The sequence below is a fragment of the Flavobacterium oreochromis genome (genome assembly GCF_019565455.1).
Taxonomy (GTDB): domain Bacteria; phylum Bacteroidota; class Bacteroidia; order Flavobacteriales; family Flavobacteriaceae; genus Flavobacterium; species Flavobacterium oreochromis.
The window spans coordinates 671,053-691,631 of the sequence record NZ_CP067377.1 but is presented as its reverse complement, the minus strand read 5'-3'; the positions used below and the strand labels follow the sequence as shown (position 1 = coordinate 691,631).

The following is a 20,579-nucleotide window of genomic DNA, read 5'->3' as shown; positions in this document are numbered from 1 at the left end:
TTTTAGTTTTGTCTATTTAGTTTCGTTTATTATTAAAAATAAATGGTTTGTTACTCCTTAACCCAAATCATCCATTTTTTTGTTTTGTATTTAATGTTAATATTCTGAATACAGTTATTACTTTCATGTCTATTTAACTGTAAGAATGTTATTTTTATTTGTTTTCCAGAAATAGATTTACATAATTCTGAGAAAGACATCACATTATCATCATTTACAACAACTGGAATTTCAAAATTTCCACATAAATACTCTTTAAAATCATCTTTTGTTTTTGCTTGAGCTGCTACTTGTTTTAGTAACAGTTGAAATTGTTCGTTAGAGATTTCGCTTGTTTTTGTTTTTTCGCTTAATTCTTTGTGACTATCGTGTTTTGGTGATACAGGAATATATCCTAACATATCTTCTAGAGGGTCTTTTTTAGCCATTCCTCTTGGAAGGGAAAAGGTAGAATGAGGTTTTTCATATTCATATGATTCCATGTCTATTTTTTGTTTGGCCACGATGACTTTAGGTGCAACATAGATGATTTTAGTTGCAATATGTTCTAGATCTCCATTTACGATTAAGGTAATTTTTTTTTCTCCTGTTGTTTTAAATTTATAGGATACATTTTGTCCTACAGCATCTAAAGAGGTAGTTTCTCCAAAACTCCATTCCCAAGATTCACCGCCATTTTTGTCACCACTAAAACGAACAACTTCACCTAAGAAAGCAACGTTTGGGGCTTTTATTATTGGGAGATAGCCTGTTTGTTGCCCAACATTTGTAATTTTTATTAGTTTTTCATAGTAACAACTCCCGTTTACAATGAGTTTAACTAAATAATCTCCCTCTTTTTGTACTTGTGAAATGTTCTTTGGCGATTGTCAACCGTTGTACTATCTCCAAAATTCCATTCCCAGCTTGAAGCTCCTTTTGTATTGTCAAAAAATTCGACTACCTCATTAGGCTTAAACTCATCAGCGGTAATTAGAAAATTACCGTTGCTGCAATCTATATGGCGAGAATATTTAAATAGGAATATTCCAAAGCCTAAAAGGATTAAAAGTCCAAAACCTAAAAAAATTCTTATATCGATTTTGGTTAAAAAATTAAATTTGTTAAAAAATCGTCTCACTCTAATTGGAAATAAATAATTGTTTGAACAGCCTGTTACAAATATAGTTTTTTTATTTAAAAATTTTTATTTTTGTGAAAAAGATCTGATGAAAATTATTAAAAATATTCGAAACCTATTGGTAGCATGTCTTTTGTGTTCATGTTCATCAAAGCAATATCTAAAATATATTCCTTATCAATATTCCTTTCAAGAAGTTATAAAACAAAAAAAAAAGTGAATTAAGTAAGTTGACAAACGAAGTTGTTATAGATGACAATGAAGATAATCTGAAGGATGAAGATTTAAAGCTAAAGGAAAAGTACTCTATCATTTTAGGGGTCATGCCTAAAGAAATTAAAAATTATGAATTGTATTCATATGTAGACAAATGGGTAGGCACCCCTTACAAAAAAGGGGTCTTAGATTTTAAAAAGGGAGCTGATTGCTCATTTTTTGCGCAAACTCTTTACAGTGAAGTTTATGATGAGGTATTACCCAAAGATCCAGCAGGTATGTTTAGATCTAAATTAATACAACTTTTTACAGGTAGAACCTATTTGCAAGAAGGAGATTTAATATTTTTTAGATATGATAAAGACCATCCTATTTCAGATGTAGGCATCTATTTAAAAAATGATAGAATTATAGCTTGTACAGCTGATGGTCTTGATATTTATAATTTTAATGACAAATATTTTCAGTTGCGATTTGTTTCTGCTGGAAGATTAGTTAAATCAAAAAAATAAATTATATGACTCATTTAAATGAAATTTTGAGTTTGATTAGAAATATTAAATCAGATATTCGAGCCGAAGTAATAGTAAATGATTTATTAGCTAATGGAATTATTTCTGATAATCAATTTATTATTCAAAAAGAAAGCCAATTTTCAAGAGCCTATAGGCGTGATATATTAGAGGTCGATATAAAAGACTTTAACCTAGATAAAAGAGAATATTTAAATTTTACTTTATCAAGAGACAGTCTGTATGATTTAATGCCAGAAGGAGTTTTTCATCAATCAAAAAATGAATACCCTGATAAAGGTGTTAATAAGATGATTAGTGAATATCAAACTCAAAAAAAGAAGAAAAAGCAGCTCGTGCTTTCTTTCAACCATTTGAAAATGAATTTTTGCATATGGAGTTTCTCTTGAAGATTTTGAAACTAATTTTCTTTTAGAACTAAACAATCCATCTGTTTCAGATTTGTTTTATCAATTCTGGGGAATTACTGACGAAATACCAGATTATTTAGCTTCTAAACTCATACATTTCTTACCTTATACTTACCAAATAGTAGGAAATATAGGTTTAGCTACGGACTTATTATCTTTTTTTCTTAACGAGAAAGTAGCTATTATAAACAAAGGCTCTCAACAATATTCTGATGAAAAATTAGCTATTTCATTAGGAGATGCTCAATTAGGTATAGATTTTATATCAGGGGTAGAATATGATGATTATTCACTACACCTAGAAGTTCAGATAGGACCTCTTAAGAATTCCTCCTTTTTAGATTATATTTTAGATGGAAAAATAAAAAAATTTTTAGATCTCTATTATGAATATTTTTTTCCAATGGAGACAGATCTTCAAACTCATATATTAATTCCTGATGATCAACAAAATTTTGAATTTACAAACAAAAACACAATTCTCGGATACAACACAATTATTTAACAAATGAGAAAATATTTTATCAATCTTATCGAACTAAAATTATTGTCAGCAATTATTATTGCAATAGCTGTTTGTACAATACTAACCATGATTTTTATTCAAAAAACACCAGGTTTTAAAGAAAAATATAAAACTAAATTTATAATTTATGAGTTATCAGTCGCTCTAGTTTATGTTATTATTACCTTCCTAGGATTTAATAATTTATTAGGAAATAATGCTATGAACTGTTTTATATTTTATCAAGTATCCTCATTATTACTAGGCGTTTTACATGTTTATCTGTATAAAAATTATTTTAACAAATTCGAAAAAAAGTGAAGTATGGTTTGTTTATTTCTTTATACTCATAACCGTTACCTATTCATTTTTTAGCTTTGCCATAACTCACACATTTTTAAATGGACCGGATTTATTATATCTGATGTCTAGTCATTTTATTTTATTTTTCATACCTCAACTGATTTATGACACATTTAATTTAGGTATGATAATACCTGCAAAAGTTTATAAAACTTGGCAATTTCCTGTTAATTATAAAGAAATAGCAGGAGTAAATGATTCTGAAATGAGAGATCTAGTAGTCATTACTTTTTTAATTAAAAAGAACATGGAGATCAGAAATATAGACAGTACAGAGCTAAAGGACCAACAAGGCTAGATTTTGGACGTTTGTTTTACAACTTTGTTTTAGATTATAATGCTAAACATGAAGAGGATCCTATTGAAATTCAAGATGAAAATGGTCTTTATAGCTGGGTCTTCTTTTTTCAAACAAAATGGTATGAATCATCTAAATATATAGATCCCAATCATACTCTTTATATGAATACAATTACAGAAAATGCAGTTATAATTTGTATGAGAACAGATGAAATTGTACTAGATAAAAATGAAAATACTTATAATGAGGATGATCTAGAATACCAATATGATAGAGATAAGGATAATAAAAGAATTGGTAAAGGAGATAAAAAAGAAGTAGATCAGATGGAAACAATAAGCTAAAAAAATGACCAGACAATATGAAATTTATGAAATTAAGCCCAATACTATTAGGTTACAACAACTAGCTAAAATACTACAACGATCACCTGAAGAACTCAGGTGGTTTCACAATAATTATTGTCCATTAAGTGATCTAATAGATCCTGAAATACAATCTCATGTAAAAGAAATTTATATCCCTATTCTAGGGACAAAAACTCATTTCTATGCTGAAAATAAAATAAATAAACCTGTTTTATGATAAGGTTATGATCGAATGGAGCGTAATGGTAGTATTACACATGAAACTTATGATGTTCTAACAGTAGGAGCTGCACCGGGTGGCTGCATTGTGGTTTGGCTATCAGGAAGTAATAATCGTACAGAAATTTGTCGTTTGCAAGCAAAAGAAACGTTTGTAGATAAGAATGATTTTTTAGGTTTTGTAGATAAAACGGAGAGCCAACAAAAATTTTTGGATGATTTGTATAAAATAACAGTTCCTGATAGTATTAAAGGGGTAATAGCTAAAAGAGGGATACCGTATGGTTTGTGGGATCAGTATAGAGAGAAATTTAAATATCGTTTTCTTTTAATGTCCTATGATCAAAAAGATAAATTTACTCACAATTATTATTTGTATTATAATGGAGAAGCAGATGAGTTATTACAAAAAGTATTAGATAAACAAGAATATACGGAAAAAGGAATTCCTTATACATGTAATTTTATATTTACAAAATATAGTACTGAAATTGTTTTCAATGATCAAGAAATGCTTGATGTATTTGGGAAGTTCAAGATGAAATACCCAAATAAACCTATAGATTTGGTAATAAGTCCCACCTTTATGTACAATGATATGAAAATTTCGGTCAAATGTGCAACAGAATCAATTCCACTGACAAAGTATAAAGTAGTGGGCGTGTGGGGAGGATAAAATATATTAGAAATCCCTTATGAAAAAAAGGTTTATTTTATATTTAAAATATTAAGTTTTTTAGATATAATGTTAATAAAAATATAGATCACTATGAATCTGCTTTTTAGTTTTATGAAAAAGGGATTAAGACTGATGCCCGATTTTAATATAAGATAAGGGGACAAAAGCCCCCTTATCTGTTTAATTATTAATTAGTTTACTCAATTATAATTTTTTCAGTTTCTTCAAAATTATCCCCAGACATTTTTAAGATATAATTACCAGGAGCTAAGTTTGATAAATCTAATTCACTAGTATTGTTGTTAACTATAGTTAAGTTTTCTAAAACCATTTTACCAGTAATATCAAACACTTCGATTTTGGTATTCCCGTAATTATTTGAAGAAGTTAATTTTATATTTCCTTCAGAAACTGTAGGGTAAACTTTAATAGTATTTGTTTTTTCTACAATTGATTCAGATGTTTTTGCGCCTGCAGCAGCTGTAAGGCTACCTGAAAATACACCGCGACCATAGGTGGCAGCATATACTTTATAAGTATTAGGTGCTGTTGGAGAATTTGCTTGAAGATCTAAATCTGTAACTTTTACATTTCTCATTCCGTTATAAGCTTGTTTCCAAATAAGTGCTTGATCAGTAGTAGCTGTATTACTAAAATTATTAGCATACCAAACCCCTAAATCAGTACCAATCATGATTTCAGCAGCATTTAATGGGTTTTGTAAGATTGCTTTAACAGGTAAATCAGGTAAATTACCATCTAATTGATACCAATTAGCACCTCCATTTGGTGTATACCAAATATTATTTACACCGTAGTTGTGCATCGTTAAGAAGATTTGGTTGTCGTTAGCGCCAAATTCTATATCTGATACACTGCCTACAAAACTAGCACCACTTATGTTAGACCATACAGAAGCAGATCCGTTAGCTCCAGTAACTTTTAATAGTTTACCATTCATAGTTCCTATATACAAAGTAGTAGGGGTGCCTTTACCTGTTGCTAAAGCGGTTGCATAGCTTGTTAATAAAGCATTCGATAAATTAGTTCTAGCTACTTGTGTGTTGCCTTTAATGTTAGAATATCTTCTTACTTGATATGTGCCATTTAAAGTAAAATCAGAATATGCAATATCATTGGTAGAATCAAGAGTCATAGCTGGATAAAATAAACCTGCTCCAGTAGTATTATCACTTAAAGTTTTAGTTGTAGTGCTTCCTACATTTCTAAGAATCATACTATCATTATTTACATAATTTGTAATATAATACTTATCAGAACCTTGATCAAATAATGGTTTACCTCCATCACCTCCTTGAACTCTAAAAGTGTTATTAACACCAGCAGAAGCTCCTAAAGTAGAATTAGCAGCAGTTGAAGAGCCTGAGTAATATTGTGTGCCATTATCCTGAGCACCTGCTACAAAAAAATCTCCTGCAGCTCCTGTAACTCCATTTGGCATTACTGCTACTCCTACAAATTGAGTAACATTAAATCCTGTGTTTCTAGTAGTGGCAGGAGTAGTAGTACTAGCTACATTACTTGTATAGTATACACCGCCATCGTTACCAAAAAGTGCTACACTGCTATTGCCTGGTTTGAAAACCATTGCGTGTTGATCAGAATGCACATTAGTGGTCCAATTAGAAATAGCATTCCATGTTACAGAAGGACCAGTAGCATTAGCTGTTCTATAAAGATCAATTCCTCCTACATATAAGATTTTATCATCTACAGGGTCAGACTCTATCATCATATCATAAAAAGCCTGTTGTCCAGTAAATCCGTAAGTAGTTTCGCGTGTTTCATTTCCAGCTGGTAATGATAAGATGGTTGGTGCTGTACTGAATCCATTTGTTGTTAAAGCTAATTGTACTTCTACTTGCGTTGTAGTGCTTGGATTATCTTTTAATTGAGATAATACATAGATTTTATCTGGAGTGGTATTAGAAGCTTCGATCTCTACACGTTTTCCTCCTCCTTCAGCTACTACTGTATGACGTAAGTTAAAGGTAGTTCCATTATCGGTTGATTGAAATACTCTACCACCACCATCTCCATAAGTCCAGCTATCAGTAGATGAAACCCAAATATCTCCATCTGTGCCTAATTCAATGTCGTTAGGACAAGTAGGGTGTCCTGCTGTTGAAGTAGGTAGGCTTAATTTAGTCCATGTGCTGCCGCCATTAATAGATTTGTATAAACCAAAGTTAGAAGCATCAAACAAAGTGCCATTCCGAGAATCAGAGTATTGTCCATCTCCCATAGCAGCATAAATTTCAGAAATACCTCCATTGTTCTTAACTACAATGTCATTCACAAATTGAACACCTGAAACTTCTAATCCAGAAAATTCAAGAGGTCCGGAAGGTTTCATGGTTCCTGTTAAATTGGCTAGGTTGGCTATTAATAAATCACCATCTTCTTTGGAAATCATAATACTAGGAATCGTACCCGTAACAGCGGCATCTTCTGACATATTAAATACAGCGCCTCCTGCTGCATTATTCATTATAATAACTCCAATAGCGCCTGCATTTTGAGCAATAACTGCTTTTGATTCGAATGAGCAAGTGCCTCTTCTTATCAAAACAATTTTGCCTGCATAATTTTGAGTTGTTGCAGTGCAAGCATCGTCTGTAGGTGCTACACCATCATCCATTAGCACAATTGGTGCTGTAAAACTATTGTTAATAGCCCCACCTGGCCATGTAGCAGAGCCTGTTGAATAGGTTCTTATTGTAGCAGCAGCAGAAGGCGCAATAATTTCAAGATTTTGTAAATTTCTTACGGTTGATGATACTGCGCCACCTCCATAAACTCTAGTCCATGTAGCACCTCTGTCTGTTGTTTTCCAAATTCCATTACCATTTACATCTCCAAAAACATAAGATTCTCCTGTGCCTACATACCATGTATTACTATTGTTAGGGTCTATTGCGATGTTTTGAACGTTTACATGCTCAGGGAAAGTGTCAATTTTTGTCCATGAAGAAGTGGAGCTTGAAATATTAGTATTTTTCCACAATCCTCCACTAACTCCTCCAGCTACCACTGTGTTTCCAGAGGCATCTCCTGGGTCAAAAATAATTGCTCTTGTGCGACCACCTACATTATTAGGTCCGCGTTCTGTCCAGTTATTTGTTGTGGCATCTCCTGGTATGCGTTGAGCTATAGCCTGTTGGCGTGCTTTTTCTAAATCTTTTCGTATTACTTCAATATTTTCGTTAGTTGGTCTTCCTAAGTTAGGATTCATTGTTAGTAGCCATTCTTGTTCATTATACTTATTAGGAGGAAGACCTTCCTCTTTTCTCTGTTGTTTAGATAAAAAAAATGATTTATTAATTTTGTTGTTAGCTAAAAAATATTCGTGTTTTTTTCTAAGGATTTTAGCTTCTTTTTTAGATAGTTTTTTGTTCGCTTGTGTTTCTTTTAGTGTACTTACATCGTTAGAATGCTGCGAATAGCCTACGGCCACACCAAACAAAAGAAAGAAACTGGGTAGTATTCTTTTTTTCATATTTAGTTGTTTTTTGGGTTAATACTTGCCAAATATATAGATATTTGTGTAATAAAAGAAACTATGTTTTGAAAAAAACACTTTTTTTTATTGAAAATTAAATTTTATTATGATGTAGAATCTAGAAGTGTTTTATTTTACTTCATTGAATGTTTCATATAAGTAGGGTCTGATATTAATTCGTTGATAATTAGATTTCTAGATTTATCTTTAATTATTTTTTTGTCATCATGTACCATTCCTTCTGTTTTTACAAAAGGTAAAAACTTTACTCTCAAACGGCCTGGTCTACCACTGAAGAAAGTGTAAGAAAAAAGAGTTTTATTATCGTAAAATACCATAGGAACTATTGTTAGTTGATGATCAATAGCAATGTTAAAAGCTCCACTTTTAAACTCGTCTAAAATTACACTTTCGTCATCAGGTACTTTTCCTTCAGGAAAAATACAAATGCTTAAGCCTTGTTTAATCCTTGCTTTAGCCCTTTCGTATACTTCTGATCGACTTCGTATGCTTTCACGGTCTACCATGATGGCGGCTCTTTTGTAGAAAAAGCCAAATATTGGGATTTTTACTAATTCTTTTTTCCCTACAAATACAAATGGATTTTTTACAACGGCAAGCATTAACATAACATCTGTCATTGAGGTATGGTTTGCTATGAACATGTAACTATGATTTGGAAGTACATTTTGTTCGTCTTTTATCGTATAATAAAAACCCATTCCATAAAGAACAATTTTAGCCCATAAGCGTGCCATTTTAAAAAAATAAGGATACCAAGAATCTTTTGTAAGTGATAAAGTTAAAAAAGGAGACATGATAATGATAGGTACTAAAACTAATATGTAGAACCATAAACGCCAGATACACCAGAAAAGGATTTTGAACATTCGCATAACCGTTATTATTTACTTTAAATATGAATCAAAAAAAATTACCTTTGCGAAAATATCATTTTTAAATTTATAATGGCAAAAATATTAACTGGAGTACAAAGTACAGGAACTCCTCATTTAGGAAACCTTTTAGGCGCGATTATACCTGCCATAGAAATGGCCAATCAGCCGGAAAACGAGTCTTTTTATTTATAGCAGATTTGCATTCTGTAACACAGATAAAGGAAGGAGACGTTTTGAAGAATAATACTTATAGTACAGCGGCTGCTTGGCTAGCTTGTGGGTTAGATATTGATAAGGTAGTTTTCTATCGCCAGAGTGATGTTCCTCAGGTTACGGAGTTGACATGGTATTTAAGTTGTTTTTTTCCATTTCAAAGATTAACTTTAGCTCATTCCTTTAAAGATAAAGCGGATAGATTAGATGATGTAAATGCAGGTTTGTTTACTTATCCAATGCTTATGGCTGCTGATATTTTAGCTTATGATGCAGAAATTGTTCCTGTAGGAAAAGATCAATTACAACATTTAGAAATAACACGTGATGTAGCCTCACGTTTTAATCATCAAATGGGGGAGACTTTTGTTTTACCACAAGCTAAAACTGCTGAAGACACAATGTTAATACCAGGTACTGATGGAGAAAAAATGAGTAAGTCACGTAATAATACCATTAATATCTTTTTAGACGACAAGGCATTGCTTAAGCAAATAAAAACTATTCAAACAGATAGTACGCCACTTGAAGAACCTAAAAATCCTGAGACCTGTAACGTATTTGCCTTGTATAAATTGTTAGCAACAGAAGAACAAACAGCGTTATTAAAAGAAAAATACTTAGCAGGTAATTTTGGATTTGGACATGCTAAACAGGCATTGTATGAATTAATTGTTGAACGTTTTGCAAAAGAAAGAGAACGTTATAATTATTATATCAATAATTTAGAAGAACTAGATAAAGTATTAAAAATAGGTGCAGAAAAAGCATCTTTAATAGCTAATGATGTAGTGAAAAGAGTTCGGATAAAGCTTGGTTTTGAATAATTAGTGAAAAATAGAATTTATTTTAAAAAAATATTATTAAAAAAGCTTTTTTAGTGAATAATATTTAAAAATAAACCTTAAAAAAGTCTTAATTTTGATAAAAATTTGTTAAAGTCGATTTTTTATTGTCTTTTTATAAAAAATCAACATATCTTTGTCATATGAATTCGAGGGGTGGTTCCCTCTGAACTTAATAAATTTTCATAATTTATAGTTTTTTGGTTGGTTAATAACATAAAAACTCAGTCATTTTCTGATTGGGTTTTTTTGTTTTTTATTACTTTTGGAATAAAAATTGCACGGTTTGAATATTCAAACTATCAATATATGAAAATGAAAAACAAAATTCTATTATTCCTAGCCGTTTTAGGATTATCATCATTTCAGATTTTAGAACAAAAAGATGAAGCTTTTAGTGTAGGTGAATGGTTGAAGTATAGAATTCACTACGGTATAGTTAATGCAGGTTATGCAACTTTGGAACTAAAAGATGCCGTACGAAATAATCGAAAATGTTTTTATGCAGTAGGACATGGGTATACTACTGGTATGTCCCGTTTCTTTTTAAAGTTGAAGATCATTATCAAAGTATCTTTGATCAAGAAACAACAAAGCCTTATCAATATGTAAGAAAAATTAATGAAGGAGGGTATACAAAAGATCAAGAAGGTTTTTTTAATCAAGCTAATAATACAATTCTAGTTAAAGATTACAAGAATAAAACAGAGAAAAATTTGTCTGTTACAGAAAATGTACAAGATATTGTTTCTTCGTTTTATTACCTGAGGAATCACCCTAAAGCAAGCAAACTGGCTGTAGGTGAATCAATTTTTATTGATATGTTTTTTGATGATGAAATTTATAAATTTAAAATGCGTTTCTTAGGTAGAGAAACCATTGATACAAAATTTGGAAACGTCAAAACTTTAATTTTTAGACCATTAGTACAACATGGTAGAGTTTTTAAAGAAGAAGAGAGTCTAACCGTTTGGGTTAGTGATGATGAAAATAAAATACCATTACGAATTAAGGCAAGCCTAGCAGTAGGTTCATTAAAAGCTGATTTAGATAGTTTTAAAGGACTGAAAAATCCTTTTTAGTTACAAAAAATTAATAAAATGAATGATTACTCTAATTTAGTAAGTAAAATTGATCAAAAATACCAATCATTAGATCAAAAGACAGAAGCCTATTTAGAAGGGCTTCTTTGGTCTAAACCCATTACATACTGGGATTATATACAAACAGATGCTTTGTTAAGCCTTCAAAATCAGCGCACTATATTTCCAGATGAAAACGTTTTTATAATGTATCATCAAGTAAATGAACTCTTGTTTAAAATGATTTTATGGGAAATAAAACAGGTTTCATATACTCAAGAGCTCACAACTCAGTTTTTTACTGATAGACTTATGCGTATTAGTCGATATTTTGATATGTTAACTACATCATTTACTATAATGGGAGAAGGTATGGAAGTGGAACAATATATGAAATTTCGACATACTCTTACTCCTGCTAGTGGTTTCCAAAGTGCTCAATATCGTATGATTGAATTCTGTTCAACAGATTTGATTAACTTAATTGATTATCGTTATAGATCAACGATTGATCAAAATACTCCTTATACCCACGCATTTGAACATTTATATTGGCAGGCTGCTGGTAAAAATTACGAAACAGGAGAAAAATCCTATTTCTTAAAACAATTTGAAGAAAAGTATAAAAAAGAATTTCTTCAGATTATGGAAGAATATAATAACATTAATTTATGGCGTAAGTTTAAACAATTACCAATTGAAGATCAACAAAATCCTGAATTAATTCAAGCTATGCGTCATTACGATTATACAGTAAACATTACTTGGGTTATGGGGCATTATCGTGCTGCTCAAAAATACATAGATAATGGTAAGGGTAATGGAGAGGCAACTGGTGGAAGTGATTGGAAAAAATACATGCATCCGCGCTATCAACGTCGTATTTTCTTTCCCGAATTATGGTCTGAAGAAGAACTAACAAATTGGGGAGAAAAAGTATAATAGCCATTGATTTTTTAAAATATTTTATTTAAAAACCAAAGTTGAGAATTTTAATCTCAACTTTTAAATATAACTTATATATAAATATGACTTTCCCCTCAGTAAATCCTACTAAAACTAATGCTTGGAATGAATTAAAAGATCATTTTGTTCAAATGCAAAATGTTTCTATGAAAAAACTATTTGATGAAGACCTAGACCGAGTAAAAAAATTTCATATTGAATGGGATCAATTTCTTTTGGATTATTCAAAAAATAAAATTAATCAAACGACTATATCCTTATTGCTAGACTTAGCTCAAGAATGTGGTTTAAAAGAAGCCATCAGTTTACAATTTTTAGGAGAAAAAATTAATAAAACTGAAAATAGAGCCGTACTACATACAGCATTAAGAGCTCCTAAAACAACAGAACTATATTTAGACCGTCAAAATATAGTTGAACAGGTATGGGAAGTAAAAGAAAAAATAAAATTTTTTTCAGATGAAATAATTCTCGGAAAAAGAAAAGGTTATACAGGTAAACCATTTACAGATATTGTAAATATAGGTATTGGAGGATCTGATTTAGGACCTGCTATGGTGACAGAGGCTTTAGCATATTATAAAAATCATCTTAAAATTCATTTTATTTCCAATATAGATGGAGATCATTCAGTTGAAATTTTAAATAAATTAGATCCAGAAACAACTTTATTTATTATTGTCTCTAAAACATTTACAACACAAGAAACCCTTGGGAATGCTTTTGTTGCAAAGAAATGGTTTTTGGAAAAAGCAGAAGAAAAATTTATAAAAAATCATTTCGTCGCTGTTTCAAGTGAAATACAAAAAACAGTAGAATTTGGAATAGATCCTGATAATATTTTTCCAATTTGGGATTGGGTAGGAGGTCGATTTTCATTGTGGGGGGCAGTCGGGCTTTCTATTGCTTTAGGGATAGGTTATGATCAATACGAAGAATTATTACTAGGTGCTCATAAGATGGATGTGCATTTTAGAGACACTCCTTTTGAATATAATATTCCAGTTATCATGGGGCTTATAAGTGTCTGGTATACTAATTTTTTTGGTTCTGAGACAGAAGTAATTATTCCTTATACTCAATATTTGCAAAAACTAGCTTCTTACCTTCAACAAGGAATTATGGAAAGTAATGGTAAAAATGTAAGTCGTCTAGGGAATTTTGTGGATTATCAAACAGGAACAATAATTTGGGGAGAACCTGGAACAAATTCACAACATGCTTTTTTTCAGCTTATTCATCAAGGAACTAGATTAATTCCAGCTGATTTTATAGGTTTTAAAAAAGCATTACATGGTAATAGAGATCACCATCAGAAACTAATGGCTAATTTCTTTGCACAGACTGAAGCTTTGTTAAATGGAAAAAATGAAGAGCAGGTTTTAGATGAATTTGAAAGAAAGAATTTAGATAAAAATAAACAACAAGAATTATTGCCATATAAAATATTTCAAGGAAATAAGCCAACGAATACTTTGTTAATAAACCAACTCACTCCAGAAACATTAGGTAGTTTAATTGCTTTATATGAACATAAAATTTATGTGCAAGGAATTATTTGGAATATTTTTAGTTATGATCAATGGGGAGTAGAATTAGGTAAAGAATTAGCTAATAAAATTTTAGAAGAATTTAAAACAAATGATTTCTCACATCATGATTCTTCTACTTATTTTTTGTTAAATAAATTTGTTAAAGACTAAGTTTGTGTGAAAAAAAGTGTAAAACATTGTTTTATAGGTGAAAAAAACAGTTTTTCCTTATTTGTATGTTAAAGTTTTTTTAAAAATTAACATTATCTTAACATTAGCTAGTTAAATATGTTTGAATTTTGTAGCATCACTTTTAAATCTAAAAACACAACAAATGAAGAAAATGAAAAATTGGGTTTTAGTGACAATGATGTTTGTTTGTGCTTCCTTTTTGCACAAAATAAAATCATGGGAACTATCCAAGATGAGACTGGACCATTACCAGGAGCAAATGTGGTCCTTGAAGGCACAAGGCAAAATGTATCATCAGCTTTTGATGGTGGATTTTTGATAGAAACTAAAAGCACGAAAGGAAATCTATTAATCACTTATTTAGGCTTTGAAACAAAGAGAGTATCCTTTTCAGTTTCTAATGGCGTAGCTGATTTAGGTGTTATATTATTAAAAGACAAAGGGAATGTATTAGGAGAAGTTGTAATTAAATCTACTGTAGTAGACGTTGCAAAAGATCGTAAAACACCTGTAGCTGTTTCAACAATTAAAGCGGCTGAAATTAGAGAAAAACTGGGGACCAAAGAATTTCCTGAAATATTAGCAACAACTCCGTCTGTATATGCAACTAAGTCAGGAGGAGGTTATGGTGATTCTCGAGTGAATATTAGAGGGTTTGATCAGAAGAATATTGCAATAATGATTAATGGGGTGCCTGTTAATGATATGGAAAACGGTTTGGTTTTCTGGAGTAACTGGGCTGGTTTGTCAGATGTAACTACAGCTATGCAAGTACAAAGAGGTTTAGGGTCTTCAAAATTAGCAATATCTTCCGTAGGAGGAACTATTAACGTTGTTACTAGGACAGCGGATGCTAAACAAGGAGGAACTTTATCAGCAACTATTGCAAATAATGATCATATAAAAACTTTAGCGTCTTATTCAACTGGAAAATTAGAAAATGGATTGTCTGCTTCGATTTTGTTAAGTAATACTCAAGGGAATGGGTATGTTAATGGAACTAAATATTCAGGGCAAAATTATTTTATAGGATTGGGCTATGATATTAATGATAAACAAAGTGTACAATTTACATTCACAGGAGCTCCACAGTGGCATAATCAAAGAAATTTTGCCAATACTATTGCTGATTATATAAAATATAGTTCAGATGGAGAGCCAAATATCAGATATAATTCAGATTGGGGTTATTTAAATGGGAAAGAGTATTCTTGGGCAACTAATTATTATCATAAACCGGTAGCTTCGCTTAATTATGATATTAAGTTTAATGATAAAATTAGATTGTCTTCTGTTTTTTATGGTTCTTGGGGACGTGGTGCAGGTTCAGGATTTACAGGTAAAACACCTACAACCTTTAAAACAGCAGATGGTTTAGTTCCATTTAATGATTTTGTGGCTTTTAATAGAGGGCAGTATGACCCTTCTAAAGGAGAATCTGTAACAACTATAAGTGGACCTCAAATTTCACCAGTACTGAATGGTCAGTATCAAGGTTTATATTTAACTGATAGAACTACAGGATTTACGAAAAGAGCTAATGTTAATTCGCATGATTGGTATGGTGCTGTAATAAATTTAAACACGAGGTTAAATAAAACTTTAACTTTAGATTTTGGCTTAGATGCAAGAACTTATATAGGTTATCATTTTAGGAATATTGTTGATTTACTGGGAGCAGATGGTTTTAAGGATAATAGGGATATAAATAATCCAAATAGAACTTTATTTCAAACATATTCAGTAAAACCTTCTTTTAATCCATGGAGTAATGTAAAGGATCAAGAGAGGGTAGAGTATAACAATGATGGACATGTTAGATGGTATGGTGCGTTTACACAATTAGAGTATTCAAATGATAGATTGACAGCATTTTTTCAAGGTGCTGTATCACAACAAGGTTTTAAGCGTGTAGATACATTTACATATAAAGAATCAGATCCTTTGTATTCGACTGGTTATAAAAATTTATTAGGGGGTAATATTAAAGGAGGTTTAAATTTTAATATTAATGAAAAAATGAATGTTTTTATTAATTCAGGATATTATTCAAAACAGCCTTTTTTTAATGCAGTTTATCCTAATAATTTATCAGTAGTTGCAGGAAATCTGACAAATGAGAAAATTTTTGGATTAGAAGGAGGATATGGATTTAAGTCTAGAATCTTTAATGCTAATTTAAATATATATTATACTAGTTGGAAAGATCGTTTTCAAAGACAGTCAGATGCTGATAAATCTAATATAGGTGGTTACTATAATTTTGGAGGTATTCAGCAAGTACATAAAGGAGTTGAATTAGAGGCTACTCTTAAACCATTTGATAAGTTAACCATTAACTTAATGGGATCTGTTGGTGATTGGAGATATAAAAATAATATTACAAGTGATCGTTTTGATGCTGATAATAATTTAATTTCAGGAGGGAAGCCAGAAACCTTGTATTTGGATAACTTAAAAGTAGGAGATGTTGCCCAGACAACAGCTAGTGTAGGTGCAAATTATGAAATTGTAAAAGGTCTAAAAGTTGATGCTACTTATTTATACGCGGATAAATTGTATGCTAGTATAGACCCAACAAAATTTAAAGATGTTACTAATAAAGGAACATTGCAATTACCTAGTTATGGATTGTTAGATGCAGGTTTCTCATTTAAAACTTATAGAGTAAAAAATAGCAATGATTATTTTAATTTTAGATTAAATATAAACAATGTTTTAAATACAGTTTATATTGCTGAATCTAGAACTAATATTTTTGCTGATGATCAAATACTTAATGCTCCGGTAGGTACAACTTATGCAAATACTAATAATTTGTATAAAGGATTAGCTAATGGTAATCAAGTTTTCTTTGGCTTTGGTAGAACATGGAACTTTACGTTCTCATATAACTTCTAATAAGCTATATTTTTCTAAAAATAAAGAAAGCTGTCCAAAATATATTGCCCTAAATAGTGTTAACTTTTGAGGGCAATATAATAGGATGGCTTTTTGTTTTATTAGCAAATAGTTTTTATTCCTTTTTTCTTACATAACCTCTTTAGGTTGGATCTATTAGATGTGTTTTTTGTTATATTTAAGGGGCTTTTTATTATCTTCCTTGATTGGGTGTCTGTGGTTTTACTTAATGTTTAGTATTAAGTCTATAGCTGAAAATAAGCAGATTTATCGTGGATTTTGATAATGCGTATTGATAGAGTTTTTGTTTTATAAAAAAGATCAGTAATTGAAAATTTCTAATTGTGTCTTTTTAGGTAAACTTTTAAGTATTAAATCATAAGAATGATTAATAAGTTCTAAAATCATTTTATTAGGGACATCAATGTTGTACTTAATGGTATTCCAATGTTTTTTGTTCATGTGGTAGCCTGGTATTATAGCTTCGTATTCACTGCGTAATTCTTGTGCTTTTTCAGGATCACATTTTAAGTTTAGAGAAGGTGTTCCGTTTTCCCATTCCTGTAAAGAAGTTAAACAAAAAATTTTGCCCCCAACTTTAAAAACTAAAATATCATCATCAAAAGGGAAATGTTCAGTTACTCCTTTTTTAGAAAGACAATAATCATATAATTGTTGGATATTCATTTTAATACTTTTAATAGAGTAGTAAAGAAATAACTTTATATTTTTTCCATCATCCGTTCTGGATATCTTAATTTTGTAAAACCAAATTTTTCATATAAAAAATGAGCATCGCGAGTAGCTAAACGCCAAATTTTAATGGGTTGTAATTTTGGTTCTTCTAACATAGCTTTTATTAATATAGAAGAATAACCATTGCCACGATAGTTTTCAGTAATAAATACGTCCATTACATAGGCAAATACTACAAAATCTGTAATTACACGAGCAAATCCTATTTGTTTTCTATCTAAATACAGTCCAAAACATACTGAATGATCTATCGTCATTTGAACCTCCTCTCTTGTTCGTGGGGCAGACCAATAAATGTCCTTTAAGAAATTTTCAATGAATGAAATATCCAGTTGAGTTTTATCTGTTGAAATTTCTAACATTATAGTTTCTTTATAGATTAGCTTTTTGCGTATAGAATAGGTTTACTCGGGCTTGCATCATTTTCAAAAGATGCTATCTGTAAATTTAATAAATATATTCCATCAGGAATACTGTCATCCACAAAAATCATTTCAGTGATAGTGGAATCTAAACGAGCATCAGAGTTTAATATATTTATATCTTTAACATTCCAAAATGCTTTATGAGCTAAAAGTCTTCCTTCATCTTTTTCTCTATCTATACTGGGTAAATCAATTAGTAAATGTTTTATTCCTATTTCTCTTAAATAGATAGCAGCTTCCTCACTTAAATAAGGAGGATTGGTATGTGAGTATTTTTTCGATTTTTTATCTGTTGTATTAGGTAAAGTACGAATAATAACGGCATCAGTTATGGTTAGTGACGTAAAAGAATCTTTAGTAATTATCCAATCTTCTCCTTGTTGTTTTGGTTGTATAGAAATGACTTCAGCTACAAAGAAGAATTTTTTTAAACATTCATTGATACTGTAAAAATCGTTTGTAATATGCCCTAAACATTCAGTGTGTGTGCCATGTCCATGTGGATTGAAAAAAATATTATTAAAATTAATAGAACTTCCGTGAGAGACTTTGCCAGTCCAATCGTCAAAACGAACAGGTTCAATAATAGGTTTATTTATATACCAAGAAATGGGGTTTTTATCAGTATTTGATAATGGGAGTGAAATATCAAGTGGTCGAGATAAGTCAAAGGTTAAATTATCTAGGGTTGCTTTCATTTTTATATTATTTTAATCACAAAGAATTACCCAAAGTTTTTGCGGTTAGGCTAAATCAAATTTAAAAAAAATAAATCGCTAGCAATTCCATCACAAAAGAATTTTCCTTTACGAGTCGTTTTTAAAATATTATTATTTATTTCTAATTGTTTATTATTAATAAAAGATTCTGCGTTTCTTAATAGATAATCAAGGTAGTTGCTTCCAAATTCTTTTTCTATTCGTTCTAAAGATACTCCCCAAATCGTTCGTAGCCCAGTCATGATATATTCATTATAACGGTCAGTGGTTGTCAGAGTTTCGATTTCATTTGGTAATTTGTTTTCTTGAATTGATTTTATATAAAGAGGATTGTTTGCGATATTCCAACTTCTATTTATTCCATTATAACTGTGTGCTGATGGACCAATGCCAATATATTTTTTACCTAACCAGTAAGCTGAATTATTTTTTGAAAAGTAGTCTTTTTTGCCAAAATTAGATAATTCATAATGGATAAAGTCATTTTTTTCTAAAGTATCAACTAGAAGTAAAAACTGCTCGTGGGCAATTCCTTCGTCAGGAGAAGGAATTTTGCCCACTTGAATGAACTTATCTAAGGCTGTTTTAGGTTCTATTGTTAAAGCATAACTCGAAATATGTGGAATGTTTAAATCTAATAAGTCTTGAATATTTTGTAGCCATATTTCATTAGTTAAACCAGGAATGCCATAAATTAAATCTACAGAAATATTATCAAAATAGTGATTAGCTAACTCTAAACACTTTTTTGCTTCATTTGCATTATGTGCTCGATTCATGAGTTGTAAATCTGCTTCGCGAAAAGATTGTATACCAATGGAAAGACGATTTACTTGATTGTTTACTAATTCGATGATTGTATTTTCGTCTAAATCATCAGGATTAGCCTCTACAGTAATTTCAGGATTGTTGATGATATTATAATTTTTATATATTTCATCAATCAAAAATTTTAAATCTGAAATTTGTAATATTGAAGGGGTTCCACCACCAAAATAAATAGTTTCAACGATTTCATCTTTGAATTCGTTTTTTCTCATATTAATTTCTTTTGCTAATGCTTGTACCATTTCATCTTTTTTCTTCATTGAAGTTGAAAAATGAAAATCACAGTAGTAACAAGCTTGTTTGCAGAAGGGAATGTGAATGTAAATTCCTGACATATTTTAAGTTTGAAGTCATACTTACCGTTTTCAGTTAGATTAGACAATTACTAAGACTGAAAACTATTATTTTTTAATTCTTGATTCATTTTGTTTAATAAAAGCATCCCATCCGCTATATTGTTTTCCTAAATCAACGCGACTAGAATTAAAAAAATGGCAAACAGCTGCAGCTAAACCATCGGTTGAGTCAAGATTTTTAGGGAGTTCTTTTAGTTTTAAAAGCTGTTGGAGCATTTTTGCAACCTGCTCTTTACTGGCATTACCATTTCCTGTAATGGCCATTTTTATTTTTTTAGGTTCATACTCTGTAATCGGGATTTGGCGAGATAAACCGGCAGCCATAGCTACTCCTTGCGCCCGACCTAATTTTAGCATAGATTGTACGTTTTTACCAAAGAAAGGTGCTTCAATAGCAATTTCATCAGGATGATAAGTATCAATAAGTTCAATAGTACGTTCGAAAATTTTTTGAAGTTTTAAATAATGATTATCATATTTACCTAGCAATAATTCATTCAGTTGAATAAACTCCATTTTTTTATTGATTACTTTTATTAATCCAAATCCCATTATAGTAGTTCCTGGGTCTATACCTAAAATTATTTTTTCGTTTACCAAAATTTTTGTTTCAAGTTTTAAATTCAAG

General features: G+C 30.5%; 16 protein-coding genes and 3 pseudogenes. 11 read left to right on the top strand and 8 right to left on the bottom strand.

Annotated features, from left to right (window positions below; all coding sequences use genetic code 11):
* Nucleotides 1-50 precede the first annotated feature (50 nt).
* Complete coding sequence (locus JJC03_RS17295) at nt 51-482, bottom strand: hypothetical protein (protein WP_258932124.1); 432 nt, start codon at nt 480-482, stop codon at nt 51-53.
* Between the two features lie 868 nt (nt 483-1,350).
* On the opposite strand from JJC03_RS17295, the gene JJC03_RS03340 reads away from it, so the two are divergent.
* From JJC03_RS03340 to JJC03_RS03315, 6 genes and pseudogenes are all read left to right on the top strand, one after another.
* Nucleotides 1,351-1,848: a C40 family peptidase gene (locus JJC03_RS03340; RefSeq protein ID WP_258932123.1), complete on the top strand. Its 498-nt coding sequence runs from the start codon at nt 1,351-1,353 to the stop codon at nt 1,846-1,848.
* Nucleotides 1,849-1,853: 5 nt separating this feature from the next.
* Nucleotides 1,854-2,258: a hypothetical protein gene (locus JJC03_RS03335; RefSeq protein ID WP_235873973.1), complete on the top strand. Its 405-nt coding sequence runs from the start codon at nt 1,854-1,856 to the stop codon at nt 2,256-2,258.
* Nucleotides 2,259-2,310: 52 nt separating this feature from the next.
* Complete coding sequence (locus JJC03_RS03330) at nt 2,311-2,784, top strand: hypothetical protein (RefSeq protein WP_235873972.1); 474 nt, start codon at nt 2,311-2,313, stop codon at nt 2,782-2,784.
* A 3-nt stretch (nt 2,785-2,787) separates the two neighbouring features.
* Nucleotides 2,788-3,792 (top strand): annotated as a pseudogene (locus JJC03_RS19070) (TssN family type VI secretion system protein).
* A gap of 4 nt (nt 3,793-3,796) precedes the next feature.
* Nucleotides 3,797-4,033, top strand: a complete 237-nt coding sequence (locus JJC03_RS03320) for a hypothetical protein (protein ID WP_088397712.1) — start codon at nt 3,797-3,799, stop codon at nt 4,031-4,033.
* Nucleotides 4,034-4,048: 15 nt separating this feature from the next.
* Nucleotides 4,049-4,711, top strand: coding sequence for a DUF2931 family protein (locus JJC03_RS03315; RefSeq protein ID WP_258932119.1), 663 nt, complete (start codon nt 4,049-4,051; stop codon nt 4,709-4,711).
* 199 nt (nt 4,712-4,910) lie between these two features.
* Here JJC03_RS03315 and JJC03_RS18615 read toward each other — a convergent pair whose 3' ends face one another.
* Complete coding sequence (locus tag JJC03_RS18615) at nt 4,911-8,234, bottom strand: PA domain-containing protein (protein WP_235873971.1); 3,324 nt, start codon at nt 8,232-8,234, stop codon at nt 4,911-4,913.
* Nucleotides 8,235-8,371: 137 nt separating this feature from the next.
* Entirely contained in the window at nt 8,372-9,133 is a 762-nt protein-coding gene (locus tag JJC03_RS03305) for a lysophospholipid acyltransferase family protein (protein WP_103715206.1), read from the bottom strand.
* Between the two features lie 72 nt (nt 9,134-9,205).
* On the opposite strand from JJC03_RS03305, the pseudogene trpS reads away from it, so the two are divergent.
* The 5 genes and pseudogenes from trpS (at nt 9,206) to JJC03_RS03280 (ending at nt 16,867) form a co-directional block, all read left to right on the top strand.
* Nucleotides 9,206-10,176 (top strand): annotated as a pseudogene (gene trpS / locus JJC03_RS03300) (tryptophan--tRNA ligase).
* Nucleotides 10,177-10,509: 333 nt separating this feature from the next.
* Nucleotides 10,510-11,276 (top strand): annotated as a pseudogene (locus JJC03_RS03295) (DUF3108 domain-containing protein).
* Nucleotides 11,277-11,294: 18 nt separating this feature from the next.
* On the top strand, nt 11,295-12,218 hold the full coding sequence (locus JJC03_RS03290) for a tryptophan 2,3-dioxygenase family protein (RefSeq protein ID WP_088397708.1): 924 nt from the start codon (nt 11,295-11,297) through the stop codon (nt 12,216-12,218).
* Nucleotides 12,219-12,304: 86 nt separating this feature from the next.
* Complete coding sequence (gene pgi, locus JJC03_RS03285; RefSeq protein WP_235873970.1) at nt 12,305-13,945, top strand: glucose-6-phosphate isomerase; 1,641 nt, start codon at nt 12,305-12,307, stop codon at nt 13,943-13,945.
* A 117-nt stretch (nt 13,946-14,062) separates the two neighbouring features.
* Entirely contained in the window at nt 14,063-16,867 is a 2,805-nt protein-coding gene (locus tag JJC03_RS03280) for a TonB-dependent receptor (protein ID WP_235873969.1), read from the top strand.
* A 321-nt stretch (nt 16,868-17,188) separates the two neighbouring features.
* On the opposite strand, the gene JJC03_RS03275 is transcribed toward JJC03_RS03280, so the two are convergent.
* From JJC03_RS03275 to ruvC, 5 genes are all read right to left on the bottom strand, one after another.
* Nucleotides 17,189-17,554, bottom strand: coding sequence for an MmcQ/YjbR family DNA-binding protein (locus tag JJC03_RS03275; protein ID WP_088397705.1), 366 nt, complete (start codon nt 17,552-17,554; stop codon nt 17,189-17,191).
* Nucleotides 17,555-17,589: 35 nt separating this feature from the next.
* A complete protein-coding gene (locus JJC03_RS03270; RefSeq protein WP_088397704.1) occupies nt 17,590-17,985 on the bottom strand; it encodes a GNAT family N-acetyltransferase in 396 nt (131 codons plus the stop codon).
* A gap of 17 nt (nt 17,986-18,002) precedes the next feature.
* The gene (locus JJC03_RS03265) at nt 18,003-18,746 is read right to left on the bottom strand and encodes a cyclase family protein (protein WP_235873968.1); all 744 of its coding nucleotides are present in this window, start codon (nt 18,744-18,746) and stop codon (nt 18,003-18,005) included.
* Between the two features lie 50 nt (nt 18,747-18,796).
* Entirely contained in the window at nt 18,797-19,930 is a 1,134-nt protein-coding gene (gene hemW / locus JJC03_RS03260) for a radical SAM family heme chaperone HemW (RefSeq protein WP_088444442.1), read from the bottom strand.
* A 66-nt stretch (nt 19,931-19,996) separates the two neighbouring features.
* Nucleotides 19,997-20,551 (bottom strand): crossover junction endodeoxyribonuclease RuvC, encoded by a 555-nt coding sequence (gene ruvC, locus JJC03_RS03255; protein ID WP_235874330.1) that lies wholly within the window; start codon nt 20,549-20,551, stop codon nt 19,997-19,999.
* Nucleotides 20,552-20,579: the final 28 nt, after the last annotated feature.

What these genes read in the sequence shown, in the direction of transcription:
- JJC03_RS17295 (WP_258932124.1), bottom strand. Translation starts at nt 482, where the DNA reads ATGGAATCATATGAATATGAAAAACCTCATTCTACCTTTTCCCTTCCA.
- JJC03_RS03335 (WP_235873973.1), top strand. Translation starts at nt 1,854, where the DNA reads ATGACTCATTTAAATGAAATTTTGAGTTTGATTAGAAATATTAAATCA.
- JJC03_RS03320 (WP_088397712.1), top strand. Translation starts at nt 3,797, where the DNA reads ATGACCAGACAATATGAAATTTATGAAATTAAGCCCAATACTATTAGG.
- JJC03_RS03315 (WP_258932119.1), top strand. Translation starts at nt 4,049, where the DNA reads ATGGAGCGTAATGGTAGTATTACACATGAAACTTATGATGTTCTAACA.
- JJC03_RS18615 (WP_235873971.1), bottom strand. Translation starts at nt 8,234, where the DNA reads ATGAAAAAAAGAATACTACCCAGTTTCTTTCTTTTGTTTGGTGTGGCC.
- JJC03_RS03305 (WP_103715206.1), bottom strand. Translation starts at nt 9,133, where the DNA reads ATGCGAATGTTCAAAATCCTTTTCTGGTGTATCTGGCGTTTATGGTTC.
- JJC03_RS03290 (WP_088397708.1), top strand. Translation starts at nt 11,295, where the DNA reads ATGAATGATTACTCTAATTTAGTAAGTAAAATTGATCAAAAATACCAA.
- pgi (WP_235873970.1), top strand. Translation starts at nt 12,305, where the DNA reads ATGACTTTCCCCTCAGTAAATCCTACTAAAACTAATGCTTGGAATGAA.
- JJC03_RS03280 (WP_235873969.1), top strand. Translation starts at nt 14,063, where the DNA reads ATGTTTGAATTTTGTAGCATCACTTTTAAATCTAAAAACACAACAAAT.
- JJC03_RS03275 (WP_088397705.1), bottom strand. Translation starts at nt 17,554, where the DNA reads ATGAATATCCAACAATTATATGATTATTGTCTTTCTAAAAAAGGAGTA.
- JJC03_RS03270 (WP_088397704.1), bottom strand. Translation starts at nt 17,985, where the DNA reads ATGTTAGAAATTTCAACAGATAAAACTCAACTGGATATTTCATTCATT.
- JJC03_RS03265 (WP_235873968.1), bottom strand. Translation starts at nt 18,746, where the DNA reads ATGAAAGCAACCCTAGATAATTTAACCTTTGACTTATCTCGACCACTT.
- hemW (WP_088444442.1), bottom strand. Translation starts at nt 19,930, where the DNA reads ATGTCAGGAATTTACATTCACATTCCCTTCTGCAAACAAGCTTGTTAC.